At 69.7% G+C, this 18,309-nt stretch carries 16 protein-coding genes; 8 read left to right on the top strand and 8 right to left on the bottom strand.

The window, feature by feature from the left end; all coding sequences use genetic code 11:
• Nucleotides 1–56: 56 nt before the first annotated feature.
• Nucleotides 57–1,091 carry an aspartate-semialdehyde dehydrogenase gene (locus tag AC5Y6X_RS05405; protein ID WP_499985002.1) on the bottom strand — a complete coding sequence of 345 codons (1,035 nt, stop codon included), beginning with the start codon at nucleotides 1,089–1,091 and terminating at the stop codon, nucleotides 57–59.
• Entirely contained in the window at nucleotides 1,092–2,357 is a 1,266-nt protein-coding gene (locus AC5Y6X_RS05410; protein WP_499985003.1) for an aspartate kinase, read from the bottom strand.
• A gap of 105 nt (nucleotides 2,358–2,462) precedes the next feature.
• Between AC5Y6X_RS05410 and AC5Y6X_RS05415 the strand changes: the two genes are divergently transcribed.
• Nucleotides 2,463–3,629 (top strand): DUF4185 domain-containing protein, encoded by a 1,167-nt coding sequence (locus AC5Y6X_RS05415; protein WP_499985004.1) that lies wholly within the window; start codon nucleotides 2,463–2,465, stop codon nucleotides 3,627–3,629.
• 200 nt (nucleotides 3,630–3,829) lie between these two features.
• On the top strand, nucleotides 3,830–5,653 hold the full coding sequence (gene leuA, locus AC5Y6X_RS05420) for a 2-isopropylmalate synthase (RefSeq protein WP_499985005.1): 1,824 nt from the start codon (nucleotides 3,830–3,832) through the stop codon (nucleotides 5,651–5,653).
• A gap of 6 nt (nucleotides 5,654–5,659) precedes the next feature.
• Here leuA and AC5Y6X_RS05425 read toward each other — a convergent pair whose 3' ends face one another.
• Nucleotides 5,660–6,661, bottom strand: coding sequence for a DEDDh family exonuclease (locus tag AC5Y6X_RS05425; RefSeq protein ID WP_499985007.1), 1,002 nt, complete (start codon nucleotides 6,659–6,661; stop codon nucleotides 5,660–5,662).
• Nucleotides 6,662–6,737: 76 nt separating this feature from the next.
• Between AC5Y6X_RS05425 and AC5Y6X_RS05430 the strand changes: the two genes are divergently transcribed.
• The 3 genes from AC5Y6X_RS05430 to AC5Y6X_RS05440 are packed head-to-tail and all read left to right on the top strand — an operon-like array spanning nucleotide 6,738 to nucleotide 10,016.
• Nucleotides 6,738–7,976, top strand: coding sequence for a Mur ligase family protein (locus AC5Y6X_RS05430; protein ID WP_499985009.1), 1,239 nt, complete (start codon nucleotides 6,738–6,740; stop codon nucleotides 7,974–7,976).
• Entirely contained in the window at nucleotides 7,969–8,676 is a 708-nt protein-coding gene (locus tag AC5Y6X_RS05435; RefSeq protein WP_499985010.1) for a type 1 glutamine amidotransferase, read from the top strand. Before AC5Y6X_RS05430 ends, AC5Y6X_RS05435 begins: the two co-directional genes overlap by 8 nt.
• A gap of 29 nt (nucleotides 8,677–8,705) precedes the next feature.
• Nucleotides 8,706–10,016, top strand: a complete 1,311-nt coding sequence (locus AC5Y6X_RS05440) for an MFS transporter (protein WP_499985254.1) — start codon at nucleotides 8,706–8,708, stop codon at nucleotides 10,014–10,016.
• Between the two features lie 17 nt (nucleotides 10,017–10,033).
• Here the strand turns inward: AC5Y6X_RS05440 and recR are convergent, their stop codons facing one another.
• Nucleotides 10,034–10,645: a recombination mediator RecR gene (gene recR, locus AC5Y6X_RS05445; RefSeq protein ID WP_499985012.1), complete on the bottom strand. Its 612-nt coding sequence runs from the start codon at nucleotides 10,643–10,645 to the stop codon at nucleotides 10,034–10,036.
• A gap of 13 nt (nucleotides 10,646–10,658) precedes the next feature.
• Nucleotides 10,659–11,012 (bottom strand): YbaB/EbfC family nucleoid-associated protein, encoded by a 354-nt coding sequence (locus tag AC5Y6X_RS05450; protein WP_499985013.1) that lies wholly within the window; start codon nucleotides 11,010–11,012, stop codon nucleotides 10,659–10,661.
• A 98-nt stretch (nucleotides 11,013–11,110) separates the two neighbouring features.
• Between AC5Y6X_RS05450 and AC5Y6X_RS05455 the strand changes: the two genes are divergently transcribed.
• Nucleotides 11,111–11,884 (top strand): Rv3717 family N-acetylmuramoyl-L-alanine amidase, encoded by a 774-nt coding sequence (locus AC5Y6X_RS05455; RefSeq protein WP_499985015.1) that lies wholly within the window; start codon nucleotides 11,111–11,113, stop codon nucleotides 11,882–11,884.
• Here the strand turns inward: AC5Y6X_RS05455 and AC5Y6X_RS05460 are convergent.
• Nucleotides 11,881–12,318 carry an SRPBCC family protein gene (locus AC5Y6X_RS05460; RefSeq protein ID WP_499985255.1) on the bottom strand — a complete coding sequence of 146 codons (438 nt, stop codon included), beginning with the start codon at nucleotides 12,316–12,318 and terminating at the stop codon, nucleotides 11,881–11,883. The two genes, AC5Y6X_RS05455 and AC5Y6X_RS05460, sit on opposite strands and share 4 nt — an antisense overlap.
• A 126-nt stretch (nucleotides 12,319–12,444) precedes the next feature.
• On the opposite strand from AC5Y6X_RS05460, the gene AC5Y6X_RS05465 reads away from it, so the two are divergent.
• Nucleotides 12,445–13,791 carry an FAD-binding oxidoreductase gene (locus AC5Y6X_RS05465; RefSeq protein ID WP_499985017.1) on the top strand — a complete coding sequence of 449 codons (1,347 nt, stop codon included), beginning with the start codon at nucleotides 12,445–12,447 and terminating at the stop codon, nucleotides 13,789–13,791.
• Complete coding sequence (locus AC5Y6X_RS05470; RefSeq protein ID WP_499985018.1) at nucleotides 13,788–15,101, top strand: class I SAM-dependent methyltransferase; 1,314 nt, start codon at nucleotides 13,788–13,790, stop codon at nucleotides 15,099–15,101. The genes AC5Y6X_RS05465 and AC5Y6X_RS05470 overlap by 4 nt, the downstream gene beginning before the upstream one ends.
• On the opposite strand, the gene AC5Y6X_RS05475 is transcribed toward AC5Y6X_RS05470, so the two are convergent.
• Entirely contained in the window at nucleotides 15,098–16,861 is a 1,764-nt protein-coding gene (locus AC5Y6X_RS05475) for a DNA polymerase III subunits gamma/tau (protein WP_499985020.1), read from the bottom strand. The two genes, AC5Y6X_RS05470 and AC5Y6X_RS05475, sit on opposite strands and share 4 nt — an antisense overlap.
• Before the next feature lie 99 nt (nucleotides 16,862–16,960).
• Nucleotides 16,961–18,253: an aspartate aminotransferase type Ic gene (locus AC5Y6X_RS05480; protein WP_499985022.1), complete on the bottom strand. Its 1,293-nt coding sequence runs from the start codon at nucleotides 18,251–18,253 to the stop codon at nucleotides 16,961–16,963.
• Between the last annotated feature and the right edge of the window lie 56 nt (nucleotides 18,254–18,309).

Consider the following 18,309-nt stretch of genomic DNA (forward strand, 5'->3'; position numbering starts at 1 on the left):
CGACCAACAGCGAGCACCGCGTGCCGCCGCGAGTATGGGCGGAGCTCACCCGCGGATCATAGTTCGGCGGCGAGCAGCTCGGCGATCTGAATGGTGTTCAGCGCGGCACCCTTGCGCAGATTGTCGCCCGAGACGAACAGCGCCAGGCCCCGTCCCTCCGGCACGCCGGGGTCCCGCCGGATCCGGCCGACCAGTGACTCGTCGACACCGGCCGCGGCCAGCGGCGTCGGCACATCAACCACCTTGACACCCGGTGCGCCGTCCAGTAGCTCACGCGCCCGCTCCGGCGAAAACGGCCGCGCGAACTCGGCGTTGATCGACAGCGAGTGCCCCGTGAACACCGGAACCCGCACGCAGGTCCCGCTGACCAAAAGTTCCGGAATTCCCAGGATCTTTCGGCTCTCGTGGCGCAGCTTCTGGTCCTCGTCGGTCTCGCCGGATCCGTCGTCCACCAGCGACCCGGCCAGCGGCACCACGTTGAACGCGATCGGCGCTACGTAGGTCTTGGGCGCGGGGAACTCGAGCGCGCCGCCGTCGTGCACCAGCCGCTCGGCGTCGCCGACGACCGCGCGCGCCTGCGTCGCAAGCTCCTCGACACCGGCCAGGCCGCTACCCGACACCGCCTGATAGCTCGAGACCACCAGGCGCACCAGCTGCGCCTCGTCGTGCAGCACCTTGAGCACCGGCATCGCGGCCATCGTGGTGCAGTTCGGGTTGGCGATGATGCCCTTGGGCCGGCGATGCGCGTCCCTGTCGAAGTTCACCTCCGACACCACCAGCGGCACGTCGGGGTCCTTGCGCCACGCCGACGAGTTGTCGATCACCGTGACCCCGGCGGCGGCGAAGCGCGGCGCCTGCACCAGCGACATCGTCTTGCCGGCGGAGAACAGCGCGATGTCCAGGCCGCTCGGGTCCGCGGTGGCGGCGTCCTCGACCTCGATCTCCTGCCCGCGGAACGGCAGCTTGCGGCCCTGCGAGCGGGACGACGCGAAGAACCGCACGGACGTCGCGGGAAAGTCGCGCTCGTCGAGCAGCCTGCGCATCACCTGGCCCACCTGCCCGGTGGCCCCCACAACCCCGATCGCGACCATCTATCTACCCGTTCCCGCATACACCGTCGCCGACTCCTCGCCGCCGAGCCCGAACGCCTCGTGCAACGCGACGACGGCCTTGTCCAATTCGGTGTCCCGGCACAGCACCGAGATGCGGATCTCGGAGGTGGAGATCAGCTCGATGTTGACGCCCACGGCGGCCAGCGTCTCGCAGAACGTCGCCGTCACGCCGGGATGGCTGCGCATGCCCGCCCCGATCAGCGACACCTTGCCGATGTGGTCGTCGTACAGCAGCTGGCTGAAGCCGATCTCGTCCTTGAGGGCGTCCAGCTTGGCCACCGCCGTCGGCCCGCTGTCGCGGGAGCAGGTGAAGGTGATGTCGGTCTTGCCGTCCTCGATCTTGGAGACGTTCTGCAGCACCATGTCGATGTTCACCTCGGCGTCGGCGACGGCCCGGAACACCCGCGCCGCGTAGCCGGGGATGTCGGGTATGCCGACGACGGTCACCTTGGCCTCGCTGCGGTCGTGCGCGACTCCGGTCAGGATGGGGTCTTCCATGGCTATATCCTTGATCGATCCGACGACGACGGTGCCCTGATTGTCCGAATACGACGACCGGACGTGCACCGGAATGTTGTAGCGGCGGGCGTATTCGACGCAGCGCAGCATCAAGACCTTGGCGCCGCAGGCCGCCAGTTCGAGCATCTCCTCGAACGTCACCGTGTCGAGCTTGCGGGCGTTGTGCACGATCCGGGGGTCGGCGCTGAAGATGCCGTCGACGTCGGTGTAGATCTCGCAGACGTCGGCGCGCAGCGCCGCGGCCAACGCGACCGCCGTGGTGTCCGAACCGCCGCGGCCCAGCGTGGTCACGTCCCGGGTGTCCTGGCTGACGCCCTGGAAACCGGCGACCAGCACGATCCGGCCCTCGTCGAGCGCGGTCCGCAGCCGTCCCGGCGTCACCTCGAGGATTTTCGCGTTGCCGTGGGTGCCGGTGGTGATGACGCCGGCCTGCGAGCCGGTGAACGACCGGGCGTGCGCGCCGAGCGATTCGATGGCCATGGCCACCAGCGCGTTGGAGATGCGTTCCCCGGCCGTGAGCAGCATGTCGAGCTCGCGCGGCGGCGGGACCGGGCACACCTGCTGAGCCAGGTCGAGCAGGTCGTCGGTGGTGTCGCCCATGGCCGAGACCACCACGACGACGTCATTGCCCTGCCTTTTGGTCTCGACGATGCGTTCGGCGACGCGACGGATCCGGTCGGCGTCGGCCACCGAGGATCCGCCGTACTTTTGCACGACGAGCGCCACTGATGTTCTTTCGGGTGGGGAGTTTAGGTCGACAACAGAATACGTGCGACGAGCAGGCGCCGACGAGCCAATAGGCGCGCGTGCGATTCAACGCCGGGAGGAACCATGCACAGCGGTGATGCGGCGGCATTGCGCACCCAGGTGCTGCGCAGGCTGCGCTCCGGGGAAAAGGTCGCCGCGATCGCCGCCGACACCGGGGTCAGCCGCTCGACGGTCTATCGGTGGAGACGCGAAAGCGAGCGTGCCGCAGCACCCGCCGTGGGCTACCTGGGCGACATCACCGGCCCGGGCATCACCGACAAATGGGGGGTGACCGGCACCGACCTGGGCGTCTGTGCGGTGGCGCCCGACGGCAAGCTGATATCGGTGTTCGGGGACACCTTCTCCGGTCCCACCGTCGGCGTGGGGCACTGGCGCTCCCCGGTCGCCCTGATCGGCCGCGGAGACGCAAACAGCCGGATCCGATATGAGCGCGCGGGCGGCGCGGACCCCGACTATGCGCGCCAGTTGTGGAGCTATGTCCACGACGGGCCGCCCTGGAAGCGGGGCGGGATCAGCACCGTGATTCCCTCAGATGTGCTGGTCATCGGCCAGACGATGTACCTGCATGCCGTCGTCAACCGCGGCTTCGGCAATGTGATCTGGACCGGGATCTGGGTCTCCGCCGACAACGGCGTCAGCTGGCGGGAGATGGGCGCCAAAGCGAGGACTCCCGCGTCGTTGCACAACGGCCACGCGCAACTGTGGTCGTGGGACTACAACCCCGATGACGGTTGGGTGTACGTCGTCTCCACCGGGTTTCAGCGCGACAAGGGCGTCATCCTGCGACGCGTGCGTCCGGCCGACATCGGCGACGTGACCAAGTACTCGGGCTGGGGCAGGGATCGACGGGCGTGGGGCAACGCGCCCACCCCCATCACGCCTCCGGCCGAAACCTGGGGAGAGCTGACGTTGCGCCGGCTGGACACCGGCAGGTGGATCCTGGGCGGCTTCTTGTCGTCGGGGTATGCCCTCGGCTACCGCACGATCGACTCGCCGACCGCCGACCTGTACGAAGCCGAGGTCCAGACGCCGGTGATCGGGACGACGTGGGAGTCCCAAGACCTGACGAGGAACCGAGTCGCGCAACTCTACGGCGGATACGTTCTTCCGGGCTCACGGCTGGATGTCCCGGGCGGCGTGGGGCTGGCGGTGTCCCAGTGGAATACCACAACGGGGTGGCCGTACCGGGCGATGCAGTTCAGGGTCACACTCCGCGACACGCGCGGGTAGAGCTTTTGACTGTGATATGGGAGTCAACGCCTCCGTCGACCGTCGTTTTGGCACCAGGCCCGAGCGCGGTAGAGTTCAGGGCGTGCAGCGGGTGCTCCTCCTCGGACGCCGCGACGGGGTCTGATCCAGACCGGCTTCCCGTCGCGGGTGTTCGCGATGCGCCGGTCTGAGGTTCCTTCTGACACCCCGGAGCAATCACCGTGACAAGTTTTTCCCAGCCTTCCGGCCCCGACGCGTACACCGAGTCGTTCGGGGCGCGCACCGTCGTCAAGCCCGCCGGGCCGCCGGCGCCCGGCCAGCCCGCGTGGAATCCGCAGCGGGGCTCGTCGATGCCGATCAACCGGTACCGGCCCTTCTTCGAGGAAGTCGAGCCCATCCGGCTCGCGGACCGCAGCTGGCCGGACCGCGTCATCGCTCATGCGCCGCTGTGGTGCGCGGTGGACCTGCGCGACGGCAACCAGGCGCTGATCGACCCGATGAGCCCGGCCCGCAAGCGCCGCATGTTCGACCTGCTGGTGCGCATGGGCTACAAGGAGATCGAGGTCGGGTTCCCGTCGGCCAGCCAGACCGACTTCGACTTCGTCCGCGAGATCATCACCACCGGCGCCATTCCCGACGACGTCACCATCCAGGTGCTGACCCAGTGCCGGCCGGAGCTGATCGAGCGCACGTTCGAGGCGTGCGAGGGCGCCAAGCGGGCCATCGTGCACTTCTACAACTCGACGTCAATCCTGCAGCGCCGCGTGGTCTTTCGCGCCGACCGGGCCGCGGTGCAGGCCATCGCGACCGACGGCGCGCGCAAGTGTGTCGAGCTGGCCGCCAAGTACCCGGGCACGCAGTGGCGGTTCGAGTATTCGCCCGAGTCCTACACCGGGACCGAGCTGGAGTACGCCAAAGAGGTGTGCGACGCCGTCGGCGAAATCATAAGGCCCACACCGGAAAACCCGATCATCTTCAATCTGCCCGCCACCGTCGAGATGGCGACGCCCAACGTCTACGCCGACTCGATCGAGTGGATGAGCCGCAACCTGGCCAACCGGGAGTCGGTCATCCTGAGCCTGCATCCGCACAACGACCGCGGAACCGCCGTCGCCGCAGCCGAATTGGGCTATCAGGCCGGCGCGGACCGGATCGAGGGCTGCCTGTTCGGCAACGGGGAGCGCACCGGCAACGTGTGCCTGGTGACGCTGGGGCTGAACCTGTTCTCCCGCGGAGTCGACCCGCAGATCGACTTCTCCAACATCGACGAGATCCGCCGCACGGTCGAGTACTGCAACCAGCTGCCGGTGCACGAGCGCCACCCCTACGGCGGAGACCTGGTCTACACCGCGTTCTCCGGCAGCCACCAGGACGCCATCAACAAGGGCCTGGACCAGATGAAGATCGACGCGGACGCCGCCGACACCGACGTCGAGGACATGCTGTGGCAGGTGCCGTACCTGCCGATCGACCCCAAGGACGTCGGGCGCACCTACGAGGCGGTGATCCGGGTCAACTCGCAGTCCGGCAAGGGCGGGGTGGCCTACATCATGAAGGCCGACCACGGCCTGGCCCTGCCGCGGCGGCTGCAGATCGAGTTCTCTCAGGTGATCCAGAAGATCGCCGACGGCGAGGGCGGCGAGATCTCGCCCAAGGAGATGTGGGACGCGTTCTCCGAGGAGTACCTCGCCCCGGTGCGCCCGCTGGAGCGGATGACGCAACGCGTGGAGGCGGCCGAGGAGGACGGCGGCGCCACCACGATCGCGGCGACGGTGAAGGTCAACGGCGTCGAGACCGAGATCGGCGGCACCGGCAACGGCCCGCTGGCCGCGTTCGTCCACGCGCTGGGCGGCGTGGGCTTCGACGTCGCGGTCCTGGACTACTCCGAGCACGCGATGAGCGCCGGCGACGACGCCCAGGCCGCCGCCTACGTCGAGGCGTCGGTGAACGGCCGCACGGTGTGGGGCGTCGGCATCGCGCCGTCGATCACCACCGCGTCGCTGCGCGCCGTGGTGTCGGCGGTCAACCGGGCCTCCCGGAATTAGGGCCGATCAGAACAGCGCCAGCTGTTCGTCGACGGTGGTGACGTCGACGAATTCCTCCATGCTGGTGCCGCCGATGACGGCGCGAACGGAGTCCATGAACTGCGCGTCGGACACCACCGGCACGCCCAGCTTCTGCGCCAGATAGCCCTTGCCCTGCTCGGGGGCGGACTCGTTGCACACCACCAGCGAGGTCTCCAGGTCGACGGTGTCGCTGTAGGCCAGCCCGGCGTGCAGGATCCGCTCGACGAGTTCCTCGTGGGTGCGGCGCACCTCGGCGGCCAGCGCCACCCGCATGCCCTGCACCAACGGCCTGCCCGGGGCGTACGGCCCCGGGTTGAGATACGGACAGGGCATCCGGGAGGCCAGCACCTTCAGCGGCCGCAGCTCATCGTGGGTCACCCGGCCGTTGGGCCACCGGCGCCGGGTCACCGGATGCACCGGCAGCCAGATGTCGCGTTCGCGCGCCCGGTCCAGCGCCGACGCCAGCACCCCGGTCAGCACCAACGCGTCGTCGAAGGCGTCGTGCGGCCGTTCCTGCCGCACGCCCCAGTGCGCCGCGAGCGTCTCCAGCCGCAGGTTGTCGATGCCCAGGTCCAGCCGACGGGCCAGCTCGACGGTGCACATGACGGTGTCGACGGGGAGTTCGGCCTCGGCGAGCTCCGCCTCGGCGGCCAGGAACGCGTAGTCGAAGGCGACGTTGTGGGCCACCAGCGTGCGGCCGCGCAGCACCTCGATCACGTCGCCGACGATGTCCCCGAACTGCGGCTGGTCCTCCAGCATCGCGGCGGTCAGGCCGTGCACGTGGGTGGGACCCGGGTCCACCCCCGGGTTGAGCAGGCTGACGACGGATTGCTCGACGTTGCCGTCGGCGTCGAGGCCCAGCGCGGCGAGGCTGATGATGCGCGCCTGACCTGGGCGAAAGCCCGATGTCTCGACGTCGATGACGGCCCAACCCCCGTCCGGCTCGGTTGCCGGGCGCCCCCAAGAAATCGGCTGCACCCCGTTCATAGCCTGAGGATGGCACGCCGGGCCGACATCACCCGGTCGCTGCGCGTCGTGTCGGCACGAAACATAAACTCTCCGGGTGGTAACGACCCGGGCACGTCTGGCGCTCGCCGCGGGGGCGGGCGCGCGGTGGGCCTCGCGGGTCACCGGGCGCGGGGCGGGCTCGATGATCGGCGGCCTGGTCGCCATGACGCTGGACCGGTCGATCCTGCGGCAGCTCGGCGCCGGGCGGCGCACCGTCATCGTCACCGGCACCAACGGCAAGTCCACCACCACCCGGATGACCGCGGCCGCCCTGCGGACCCTGGGCCCGGACGCATCGGTGGCGACCAACACCGAGGGCGCCAACATGGACGCGGGCCTGGTCGCCGCGCTGGCCGCCGACCGCGACGCCGGGCTGGCCGCGCTGGAGGTCGACGAGATGCACGTGCCGCACGTCGCCGATGCGGTGGAGCCCAGCGTCATCGTCCTGCTCAACCTGTCCCGCGACCAGCTGGACCGGGTCGGCGAGATCAACGTGATCGAGCGCACGCTGCGCACCGGCCTGGCCCGGCACCCCGCCGCGGTCGTGGTCGCCAACTGCGACGACGTGCTGATGACCTCGGCCGCCTACGACAGCCCGAACGTGGTGTGGGTGGCCGCGGGCGGCGCGTGGGCGAACGACTCGGTCAGCTGCCCGCGCAGCGGCGAGGTGATCGTCCGCGACAAGGGGCACTGGTACTCGACGGGCGCGGATTTCAAGCGGCCCACCCCGCAGTGGTGGTTCGATGGCGAAAAGCTTTACGGCCCAGACGGTTTGGCCCTGCCGATGCGGCTGACGCTGCCCGGCGCGGTGAATCGCGGCAACGCCGCGCAGGCCGTCGCCGCGGCCGTCGCGCTGGGCGCCGACCCCGCCAGGGCCGTCGCGGCCGTCTCGGCGGTCGACGAGGTGGCCGGGCGCTACCGGAGCGTGCGCGTCGGCGCGCACCAGGCGCGGCTGCTGCTGGCCAAGAACCCGGCCGGCTGGCAGGAGGCGCTGTCGATGGTCGACAAGCACGCCGCCGGCGTGGTCATCGCGGTCAACGGGCAGGTGCCCGACGGCGAGGACCTGTCGTGGCTGTGGGACGTGCGCTTCGAGCACTTCGAGGAGACGCCCGTGGTGGCCGCCGGCGAGCGGGGCACCGACCTGGCGGTGCGCCTGGGGTACGCGGGTGTCGAGCACACCCTCGTGCACGACACGATGGCGGCCATCGCGTCGTGTCCGCCCGGGCGAGTGGAGGTCGTCGCCAACTACACCGCGTTCCTTCAGCTGCAGCGGGCGTTGGCGCGTCATGGCTGAGTCGACAGTGCGGATAGGGCTGGTGCTGCCCGACGTGATGGGCACCTACGGCGACGGCGGCAACGCCGTGGTGCTGCGCCAGCGGCTGCGGCTGCGCGGCATCGACGCCGAGATCGTCGAGATCACGCTGGCCGACCCGGTGCCGGAGTCGCTGGACCTGTACACCCTGGGCGGGGCGGAGGACTACGCGCAGCGCCTGGCCACCCGGCACCTCCAGCGGTACCCGGGCCTGCAGCGCGCGGCGGACCGCGGTGCGCCCGTGCTCGCGATCTGCGCGGCCATCCAGGTGCTCGGGCATTGGTACGAGACGTCGGCCGGGGAACGGGTCGACGGCGTGGGCATGCTGGACCTGACCACCGCGCCGCAGGACAGGCGCACCATCGGCGAGCTGGTGACCAAGCCGTTGCCGGCCGGCCTGACCCAGCGCCTCACCGGCTTCGAAAACCACCGTGGCGGAACCGTTTTGGGGCCGGCGGCCGCGCCGCTGGGCGCGGTGGTCAGGGGCGCGGGCAACCGGGCCGGCGACGGGTTCGACGGCGCGGTGCAGGGCAGCGTGATCGCGACCTACATGCACGGACCCTGCCTGGCCCGCAACCCGGAGCTGGCCGACCTGCTGCTGAGCAAGGTGGTGGGCGAGCTGGCGCCGCTGCAGCTACCCGAGGTGGAGCTGTTGCGCCGCGAGCGGTTAGCGGCTCGTTGAGCGTCCGACGCCTGACCGCCGACTCGGCGCTGCGCCGCGACACCGCGGGCACCGCCATCGGCAACTTCATGGAGTGGTACGACTTCGGCTCCTACGGCTACATCGCGACCACCATCGCGCAGGTGTTTTATCCGGGCAACAGCGTCAACGCGGTGCACCTCATCGCCACGTTCAGCACGCTGGCGGCGGCATACGTGGTGCGGCCGCTCGGCGGGTTCGTCCTCGGACCGCTAGGTGACCGCATCGGGCGCAAGCGGATCTTGGTGATCACGATCCTGCTGATGGCGGTCGGCACCACCATGAGCGGTTCACTGCCCGGCTACAGCACCATCGGCGTCTGGGCGCCGATCCTGCTTCTGGTGGCCCGGATCTTTCAGGGCTTGTCGACCGGCGGCGAATTCGTCGGTGCGATGACCTATCTGGTCGAGCGGGCCCCGACCCACAAACGCGGCATGATGGTCGGATTCCTGCCCTTGGGCAACCTGGTCGGGTTCGTGCTCGCCGGGTTGCTGGTGACCGCGCTGCAGGCCTGGCTGCCGAGCCACGACATGCTGGCCTGGGGCTGGCGGATTCCGCTGTTGCTGGGAGCGCCGTTCGGCGTGCTCGCCCTGTATCTGCGGCTGCGGATCGACGAGTCGCCGGCCTACGAGCGGGTGATCCTCGGCGCCGATGAGCCGGTCTACCGCGGCTGGCAGCAGTTTCGGCACACGGTGGTGGAGCAGCGGAAGCCGATGGTGATCTGCGCGGCGCTCGTGGTGACCTCCCAGACCCCCGATTTCATGCTCACCGGATACCTGCCGACCTATCTCAAAGTGGTTGTGCGCGTTGGTAACACGGCCGCACTGGTGATGATCGTGGCGACGTTGGCGATCCTGATGGCCGCGGTGGTGTTCGTCGCCGCGTTGTCCGACCGCATCGGCGTCAAACCCATCATGTGGACGGGCTGCGGACTGCTCGTCGCGGCATCGGTCCCGGCCTTCCTGCTGATGGGCTCCGGCGCTGTCCTGCCGTTGGTCTTCGTCGGTGTGCTGCTGATCGGGCTGATGGAACTGTGTTTCGACAGCACCACGCCGTCGGCGCTGCCGGCACTGTTCCCGACCCGGGTGCGCAACGGGGCGCTGGCCATCGCGTACAACATCGCGCTGTCGACCGTCGGCGGAACCACGCCGCTGATCGCTCAAGCGCTGATATCGGCCACACACAACACCATGGTGCCGGCCTACATGCTGATCTTCGCCGGCCTGGTGGGCACGGTCACCCTTCGATTCATGCCGGAAGTCGCCGGCAGGCCGCTGCCGGGGTCGGTCGAAAGCGAGGCCGGCGAACTGGCCGGCGCATGACGGGCTGCGGGACCGCGTTACACCATGGCGCGGCGGCCGGTCAGCGCGCGGCCCAGCGTCAGCTCGTCGGCGAACTCCAGGTCGCCGCCCATCGGCAGCCCGGACGCGATCCGCGTCACGGTCAGGCCGGGGATGTCGCGCAGCATCCGCACCAGGTAGGTGGCGGTCGCCTCGCCCTCGGTGTTGGGGTCGGTCGCGATGATCACCTCGGTGATGTCGACGTCGTCGACCCGCTCGCCGATGCGGCTCAGCAGCTCGCGGATCCGCAGCTGGTCGGGCCCGACCCCGGACAGCGGGTCGAGCGCACCGCCCAAAACGTGATAACGGCCGCGGAATTCGCGGGTGCGCTCGACGGCCTGGATGTCCTTCGGCTCCTCGACCACGCACACCTGCGAGCCGTCCCGGCGGGGGTCGGCGCAGATCCGGCACCGCTCGTCGTCGGAGACGTTGCCGCACACCGCGCAGAACCGCACGCCGTCGCGGACCTTCGCCAGCACGGCGGTCAACCGGTCGATATCCGCGGGCTCGACGGACAGCAGGTGGAAGGCGATGCGCTGAGCGCTCTTGGGTCCGATGCCCGGCAGCCTGCCGAGCTCGTCGATCAAATCCTGGACGGGTCCCTCGAACATGACGGTGGAGGCGTCAGAGCCCCGGCATTTGAGTCGGTGGCGCCGGCGGCTGGCCCGGCGGGCCGCCCATGCCACCGGCCAGCGACCCGAGCTGCTCCTGCGCCATCTGGGTGACCTGCTTGGAGGCGTCGGCCATGGCGCCGACGATCAAGTCCTGCAGGGTCTCGATGTCCTCGGGGTCGACGACCTTGGGGTCGATCTTCACGGCGACCACCTCGCCGCTGCCCTTCACGACCACCTCGACCAGGCCGCCACCGGCGTGACCGTGCACCTCGGAGTTCGCGAGCCGCTGCTGGGCCTCCATCAGCTTTTGCTGCATCTGCTGCGCCTGGGCGAGCAGGGCCGACATGTCGCCTCCGGGTTGCATGACAATCCCCTCGCATCTCGGTCTCGAGTTGGTCTCGCCTGTGGATACCGGGCGATTCGAGACACCCAGCGTAGACCGGGCGGCGTTACCTTTGCGCCGTGGACCTACGAGTGAGCAGGCGTGTCGGGATCAAAGTGGTGGTCGGTGCGCTGGTCGCCGCGTCGACGGCGGTCATGCCGACCGCGACCCCGGCCGCATGGGGAGTCCCCTCCAACATCGCGGGCATGGTCGTGTTCATCGACCCCGGCCACAACGGCTCCAACGACGCGTCCATCTCGCGTCAAGTGCCCACCGGCCGCGGCGGCACCAAGGACTGCCAGGCCAGCGGGACGTCGACCAACACCGGCTACCAGGAGCACACATTCACCTGGGACACCGCGCTGCGGGTCCGCGCCGCGTTGAGCGCGCTGGGTGTGCGGACCGCGATGTCGCGCGGCAACGACACCGGGCTGGGCCCGTGTGTGGACGCCCGCGCCAACATGGCCAACGCGATGCACCCCAACGCGGTGCTGAGCATCCACGCCGACGGCGGCCCGCCGTCCGGCCGCGGGTTCCACGTCAACTATTCGGCGCCGCCGCTCAACCAGGTGCAGGCCGGGCCGTCGGTGCAGTACGCCCGGATCATGCGCGACCAGTTGCAGGCGTCGGGCATCCCGCCCGCCAACTACATCGGCCAGGACGGGCTGTACGGGCGTTCGGACCTGGCCGGCCTGAACCTGGCGCAGTACCCGTCGATCCTGGTCGAGTGCGGCAACATGAAGAACCCCGCGGATTCGGCGCTGATGGAGTCGCCCGAGGGCCGGCAGAAGTACGCCGACGCGATGGTGCGCGGTGTCGCCGGCTTCCTGGCCACGCAGGGCCAGGCGCGCTAGCTTTCCAGCTCCTTCTTCAGGTTGGCCAGCACCTCGCCCTGGATCCTCTTCAGACCCAAAGGCGCAAAGGTCTTTTCGAAGAAACCCTTGACGCCGCCGGCGCCGGTCCAGCTGGTCTTCATGGTGACGCTGGACCCGGGGCCCGCGGGAGCCACCGTCCAGTTGGTGACCATGGACGAGTTCGCGTCCTTCTCGATGACGGTGTGGCCGGCGACGTCGACGTCGACCTGCACGTCGCGCACGCGTGACTTGGTGGCCTGCAGCTTCCACTTGGCAACCGTGCCGGCGCCCTGGCCGCCCGCCACCACCTGGTACTCGCTGTATTGCGGGGACAGGATTTTCGGGCGAACCGTCTGATAGTCCGCCACTGCGGCGAGCGTGGCCGCCGGCTCGGCGTTGATCAAGATCGTGCTGGCCGCGCTGACCTGGGCCATCAGCCGCAATTCCTCCTCGTGATGCCGCCCGAGCGGGTGCACGGGCTATGTCCGAAGACTAGGGTATATGTGGTGCCAAGCCCTGGATCTGCACTCTCGGCTCACACGTCGGGCGTTGATCGGTTGATGGCGAGTTATCGATCCATCCCCGCAACGGCCGCGGTCCGGCTCGCCAAGCCGACCTCAAACCTGTTCCGCGCCCGCACCAAACGCGATGCGCCCGGCCTGGACACGTCGGGACTGACCCAGGTGCTCAGCGTCGATCCGGACGCCCGCACCGCCGACGTCGCCGGCATGTGCACATACGAGGACCTGGTCGACGCCACCCTGCCCTACGGCCTGTCGCCGCTGGTGGTGCCGCAGCTGAAGACCATCACGCTCGGCGGGGCGGTCAGCGGCCTGGGCATCGAGTCGGCGTCGTTTCGCAACGGCCTGCCCCACGAATCGGTGCTGGAGATGGACATCCTCACCGGCGCCGGCGAATTGGTCACCGCATCCCGCAGCCAGCACTCCGAGCTGTTCCGCGCGTTTCCCAATTCCTATGGGACGCTGGGGTATTCAACCCGGCTCCGGATCGAGCTGGAGCCCGTGGCGCCGTTCGTGGCGCTCCGTCACATCCGGTTCCGCTCGCTGCCGGACATGGTCGCGGCGATGGAACGCATCGTCGACACCGGCGGACAGGGCGGCACCCCCGTCGACTACCTCGACGGGGTGGTGTTCGGCGCCGACGAGAGCTACCTGTGCGTCGGCCGGCGCACCGCCACGCCCGGACCGGTCAGCGACTACACCGGCAAGGACATCTACTACCGCTCGATCCAGCACGACGCCGCCGGCGTCGAGGCCACCAAGGACGACCGGCTGACGATCCACGACTACTTCTGGCGCTGGGACACCGACTGGTTTTGGTGCTCACGCGCGTTCGGCGCGCAGAACCCCCGGCTGCGGCGCTGGTGGCCGCGCCGCTACCGGCGCAGCAGCGTCTACTCCCGGCTCGTGGCCCTCGACCGGCGCTTCGGCATCTCCGACCGCATCGAGGCGCGAAGTATTCGCTCGCCGGGCCGGCCCCCGCGCGAACGGGTGGTGCAGGACGTCGAAATTCCCATCGAACGCGTCGTCGACTTCCTGGAGTGGTTTGGCGACCACGTGCCCATCACGCCGATCTGGTTGTGCCCGTTGCGGCTTCGCGATCATGAGGGGTGGCCACTGTATCCGATGCGGCCCGACCACACCTACGTCAACGTCGGGTTCTGGTCCTCGGTGCCGGCCGGCGACACCCCGGGCGCCACAAACCGCGCCATCGAGGCCAAGGTGAGCGAGCTCGACGGGCACAAATCGCTGTACTCCGACTCCTTTTACACCCGCGAGGAGTTTGACGAGCTCTACGGCGGGGAGGCCTATAACACTGTCAAGAAAACCTACGATCCCGATTCGCGTCTCCTCGACCTGTATGCAAAGGCGGTGCAACGGCGATGACAACCACCAAAGAGCCCGAACGCCCCACCAAGTCGGGCAAGCTGAGCATGGCCGAGATCCTGGAGGTCTTCACGGCCACCGGCGGCCAGCCGCTGAAGTTCACCGCGTACGACGGCAGCACCGCCGGAAGCGACGACGCGGAGCTCGGCCTGGACCTGCGGTCGTCCCGCGGCGCCACGTACCTGGCCACGGCCCCCGGCGAGCTCGGTCTCGCCCGGGCGTACGTGTCGGGTGACCTGCAGGCCCACGGCGTTCACCCCGGCGACCCGTACCCGCTGCTCAAATCGCTGACCGACCGGGTCAAATTCAAGCGGCCGTCGGCGCGGGTGATGGCCAACGTCGTCCGCTCGATCGGCGTCGAACACCTGTTGCCGGTCGCCCCGCCCCCGGAGGAGGCGCCGCCCCGCTGGCGCCGCGTCGCCGCCGGCGTGCTGCACAGCAAGACCCGCGACGCCGAGGCGATCCACCACCACTACGACGTCTCCAACACGTTCTACGAGTGGGTGCTCGGCCCGTCGATGACCTACACCTGCGCGGTCTACCCGGACGCCGACGCCACACTGGAAGAGGCCCAGGAGAACAAGTACCGGCTGATCTTCGAGAAGCTGCGGCTGCGCCCGGGCGACCGGCTGCTCGACGTCGGCTGCGGCTGGGGCGGCATGGTGCGCTACGCCGCGCGCCGCGGTGTCCGCGCGATCGGCGCCACACTGTCGGCCGAGCAGGCGAAGTGGGCACGAGACGCGATCGAGGCCGACGGGCTGACCGACCTTGCCGAGGTGCGGCACTCCGACTACCGCGACGTGCGGGAGGCGGGATTCGACGCCGTTTCCTCCATCGGGCTGACCGAGCACATCGGCGTCAAGAACTACCCCGCCTACTTCGGCTTCCTGAAGTCGAAGCTGCGCACCGGCGGGCTGCTGCTCAACCACTGCATCACCCGCCACGACAACAAGTCGACCCCCTTCGCCGGCGGGTTCACCGACCGCTACGTGTTCCCGGACGGCGAGCTGACCGGCTCGGGCCGGATCGTCACCGACATCCAGGACGCCGGTTTCGAGGTACTGCACGAGGAGAACTTCCGCCACCACTACGCGATGACGCTGCGCGACTGGTGCCGCAACCTGGTCGAGCACTGGGACGACGCCGTTGCCGAGGTCGGGTTGCCCACCGCGAAGGTGTGGGGCCTGTACATGGCGGCGTCGCGGGTGGCCTTCGAGCGCAACAACCTTCAGCTGCATCACGTGCTGGCGGCCAACGTCGACGAGTGGGGCGACGACGACCTGCCGCTGCGCCCGTGGTGGCGCCCCTAGCCGTTGTCTATCCGGCGCGCACCCAGCTCGCTTTGCAGCAGCTCGAGCGCGACCTCCTCGGGGTCGCGACGCGGCGCCGACGGGTCGCCGCGGCCGGCCTCGGCGAGCATGTGTTCCTCGTCCTCGCGCTCTTCGCGCTGAGCCGAATCCGGGGCGGGATCTTCCGGCTCGGGGATCGGCGGGCTCGCCGCGGCGGGCGGGTCGCCGGTCTCGCATCGCACCCGCCAGCTGACCCCGAACTCGTCCTTGAGCGCCTCGGTGATGACGTCGGCGTTGCGCTGTTCGGACAACCGCTTGGCCAGCGGCGCCGACGCATGGGTCAGCACGAGCGTGTCGTTGTCGACGGCCAGGACCGTGGCGCCCGACAGCATCACCTCGGTGGTGCGGCTGCGCTGGCGCACCTTGTCGCGCACCGTCGACCATCTCCTGCGCACCGCGGCCGCGCTGAGTTCGCCTGGGGCAGAGGATGATTCGGGGGCCGGCTCGGCGGCCGCCACGGGCGCCGGTTCCGGCGCGGGCCTGGGCTTGGGCGCCGTCGCCCGCTTCGGCGGCGGCTCCGCCCTGGGCTTCGGCGCTGCGGCCGGCTCGGCCGCGGCGGGAATCGACATGTCCAGCCGGGTCTCGATCCGCTCGATGCGCTGCAGCAGCGCCGACTCCGCGTCGCTGGCCGAGGGCAGCAGCAGCCGCGCGCAGACCACCTCGAGCAGCAGGCGTGGCGCCGTCGCACCGCGCATCTCCCCCAGCCCGGCCTGCACCACCTCGGCGTAGCGCGTCAGCGCCGCCGGCCCGATCCGCGCCGCCTGGTCCCGCATCCGGTCCAGCACGTCCTCCGGCGCGTCCACCACGCCGCGGGTCGCCGCGTCCGGAACCGCTTGCAGCACAATGAGATCGCGGAATCGCTCCAGCAGGTCGGTGGCGAAGCGGCGCGGGTCGTGGCCGGCGTCGATCACCGATTCCACCGCGCCGAACAACGCCGCGGCATCGGAAGCGGCCAGGGCATCGACGGCGTCGTCGATCAGCGCGACGTCGGTGGCGCCCAGCAGGCCCAGCGCCCGCTGATAGGTCACGTGGTCGCCCTCGGCGCCGGCCAGCAACTGGTCCAGCACCGAGAGGGTGTCGCGGGGCGAACCGCCGCCGGCGCGAATCAACAGCGGATACACCGCGTCGTCGACGACGACGCCCTCCTGCTCACAGATCCGCCCGACCAGCGCCCGCATGGTCTTCGGCGGCAACAGCCGGAACGGGTAGTGATGGGTGCGCGACCGGATCGTCGGCAGCACCTTCTCCGGTTCGGTGGTGGCGAAGATGAAGATGAGGTGCTCGGGGGGCTCCTCGACGATCTTGAGCAGCGCGTTGAACCCCGCCGTGGTGACCATGTGCGCCTCGTCGACGATGAACACCCGGTAGCGCGACTGCGCGGGGGCGTAGAACGCGCGGTCCCGCAGCTCGCGGGTGTCGTCCACGCCGCCGTGGCTGGCGGCGTCGAGCTCCACCACGTCGATGCTGCCGGGCGCGTTAGGGGCCAGCGCCACGCAGGACTCGCAAGCCCCGCACGGGGTGGCCGTCGGCCCCTGCGCGCAGTTCAGCGACCGGGCCAGGATGCGCGCCGACGACGTCTTGCCGCAGCCGCGCGGCCCGGAGAACAAGTAGGCATGGTTGATCCGGCCGGCCTGCAGGGCGATGGACAGCGGTTCGGTGACGTGCTCCTGCCCCACCACCTCGGCGAAGGTCGCCGGTCGGTACTTGCGGTAGAGGGCCACGCTCAGCAGGCTACCGGCGCGCGGTGACGGTGGCCCGACGGGCGTTCACTCTGCGCTGAGGGCGCAAGCTACTCGCACTTCTGCGCCACCAGCGCAGACTCAAACCCGAACGTCACCCGCCGGCGACGCCAGACGCTCGGAGGCCGCCAGCAGCGCGCAGGTGGCCAGCCCGTCGACGGCGTTGTGCAGGTCCGGCAGCGACGGGAAGGTCGGCGCGATCCGGATGTTCTTGTCCTCCGGGTCTTTCCGGTACGGGAAGGACGCGCCCGCCTCGGTGACCGCGATTCCGGCGTCCTTGGCCAGGGCGACGGTCCGCCGCGCGGTGCCGGGCAGCACGTCGAGGCTGATGAAGTAGCCGCCCTTGGGTTCGGTCCACGAGGCGATCTTGGAATCGCCCAGCCGCTGCTCCAGGATCTCGAGCGCCAGCGCGAACTTCGGCGCCAGAATCTGCTGATGGCGCAGCATCTGCAGGCGCACCCCGTCGGCGTCGCCGAAGAAGAGCAGGTGCCGCAGCTGGTTGACCTTGTCCGGGCCGATCGACTTCTTGCCCGCGTACTGCAGGTACCAGGCGATGTTGCCCAGCGATCCGCCCAGGAAGCTGACACCGGCGCCGGCGAACGTGATCTTCGACGTGGACGCGAAGACGTAGGGCCGGTTGGGGTTGCCGGCCTTGGCGGCCAGCCCGAGCACGTCGACCTGACGGACGAAGTCCAGCGTCAGCGTGTGCACCGCATACGCGTTGTCCCAGAACAGCCGGAAGTCGGGTGCGGCCGTGCGCATCTGGACCAGCCGGCGCACCGTCTCCCACGAGTAGGTGACGCCGGTCGGGTTGGCGAACACCGGCACCGCCCACATCCCCTTGATCGCGGGGTCGACGGCGACCAGCTCCTCGATCAGGTCCACGTCGGGGCCGTCGGCGAGGATCGGGATCGGGATCATCTCGATGCCCATGGTCTCGGTGATGGCGAAGTGCCGGTCGTAGCCGGGGACCGGGCACAGGAACTTGACGACGGGCTCCTTTATCCAGGGCCGCGGCGAGTCCACCCCGCCGTACAGCATCGAGAAGGCCACGAGGTCGTGCATCAGCTCCAGGCTGGAGTTGTTGCCGGCGATCAGGTTCTGCACCGGGATGCCGAGCAGCTCCCCGAAGATGGCCCGCAATTCCGGCAGGCCGTGCAGGCCGCCGTAGTTGCGGGTGTCGGTGCCCTCGCCGTCGCGGTAATCGTCTCCGGGCAGGCTCAGCAGCCGGTTGGACAGGTCGAGTTGCTCCGGGGAGGGTTTGCCGCGGGTGAGATCCAGGGCCAGCTTCTTGGCCCGCAGCTCCGCGTAGTCCTGCTGGTTACGGGCGTGCAGGGCCGCCAGCTCGTCGGGGCTGAGGGAATCGAAGGCCACCAGGAGCCCTTTCGCTGATCGCTCGCCGTGGAGTTCGGGGTCATGCAGGCCCCGCA

The sequence above is a fragment of the Mycobacterium sp. NGS26 genome (assembly GCF_059813025.1).

Coding starts and splice junctions, on each gene's coding strand:
- AC5Y6X_RS05405 (WP_499985002.1), bottom strand. CDS start 1,091: ATGGTCGCGATCGGGGTTGTGGGGGCCACCGGGCAGGTGGGCCAGGTG.
- AC5Y6X_RS05415 (WP_499985004.1), top strand. CDS start 2,463: ATGCACAGCGGTGATGCGGCGGCATTGCGCACCCAGGTGCTGCGCAGG.
- AC5Y6X_RS05425 (WP_499985007.1), bottom strand. CDS start 6,661: ATGAACGGGGTGCAGCCGATTTCTTGGGGGCGCCCGGCAACCGAGCCG.
- AC5Y6X_RS05435 (WP_499985010.1), top strand. CDS start 7,969: ATGGCTGAGTCGACAGTGCGGATAGGGCTGGTGCTGCCCGACGTGATG.
- recR (WP_499985012.1), bottom strand. CDS start 10,645: ATGTTCGAGGGACCCGTCCAGGATTTGATCGACGAGCTCGGCAGGCTG.
- AC5Y6X_RS05450 (WP_499985013.1), bottom strand. CDS start 11,012: ATGCAACCCGGAGGCGACATGTCGGCCCTGCTCGCCCAGGCGCAGCAG.
- AC5Y6X_RS05460 (WP_499985255.1), bottom strand. CDS start 12,318: ATGGCCCAGGTCAGCGCGGCCAGCACGATCTTGATCAACGCCGAGCCG.
- AC5Y6X_RS05465 (WP_499985017.1), top strand. CDS start 12,445: ATGGCGAGTTATCGATCCATCCCCGCAACGGCCGCGGTCCGGCTCGCC.
- AC5Y6X_RS05470 (WP_499985018.1), top strand. CDS start 13,788: ATGACAACCACCAAAGAGCCCGAACGCCCCACCAAGTCGGGCAAGCTG.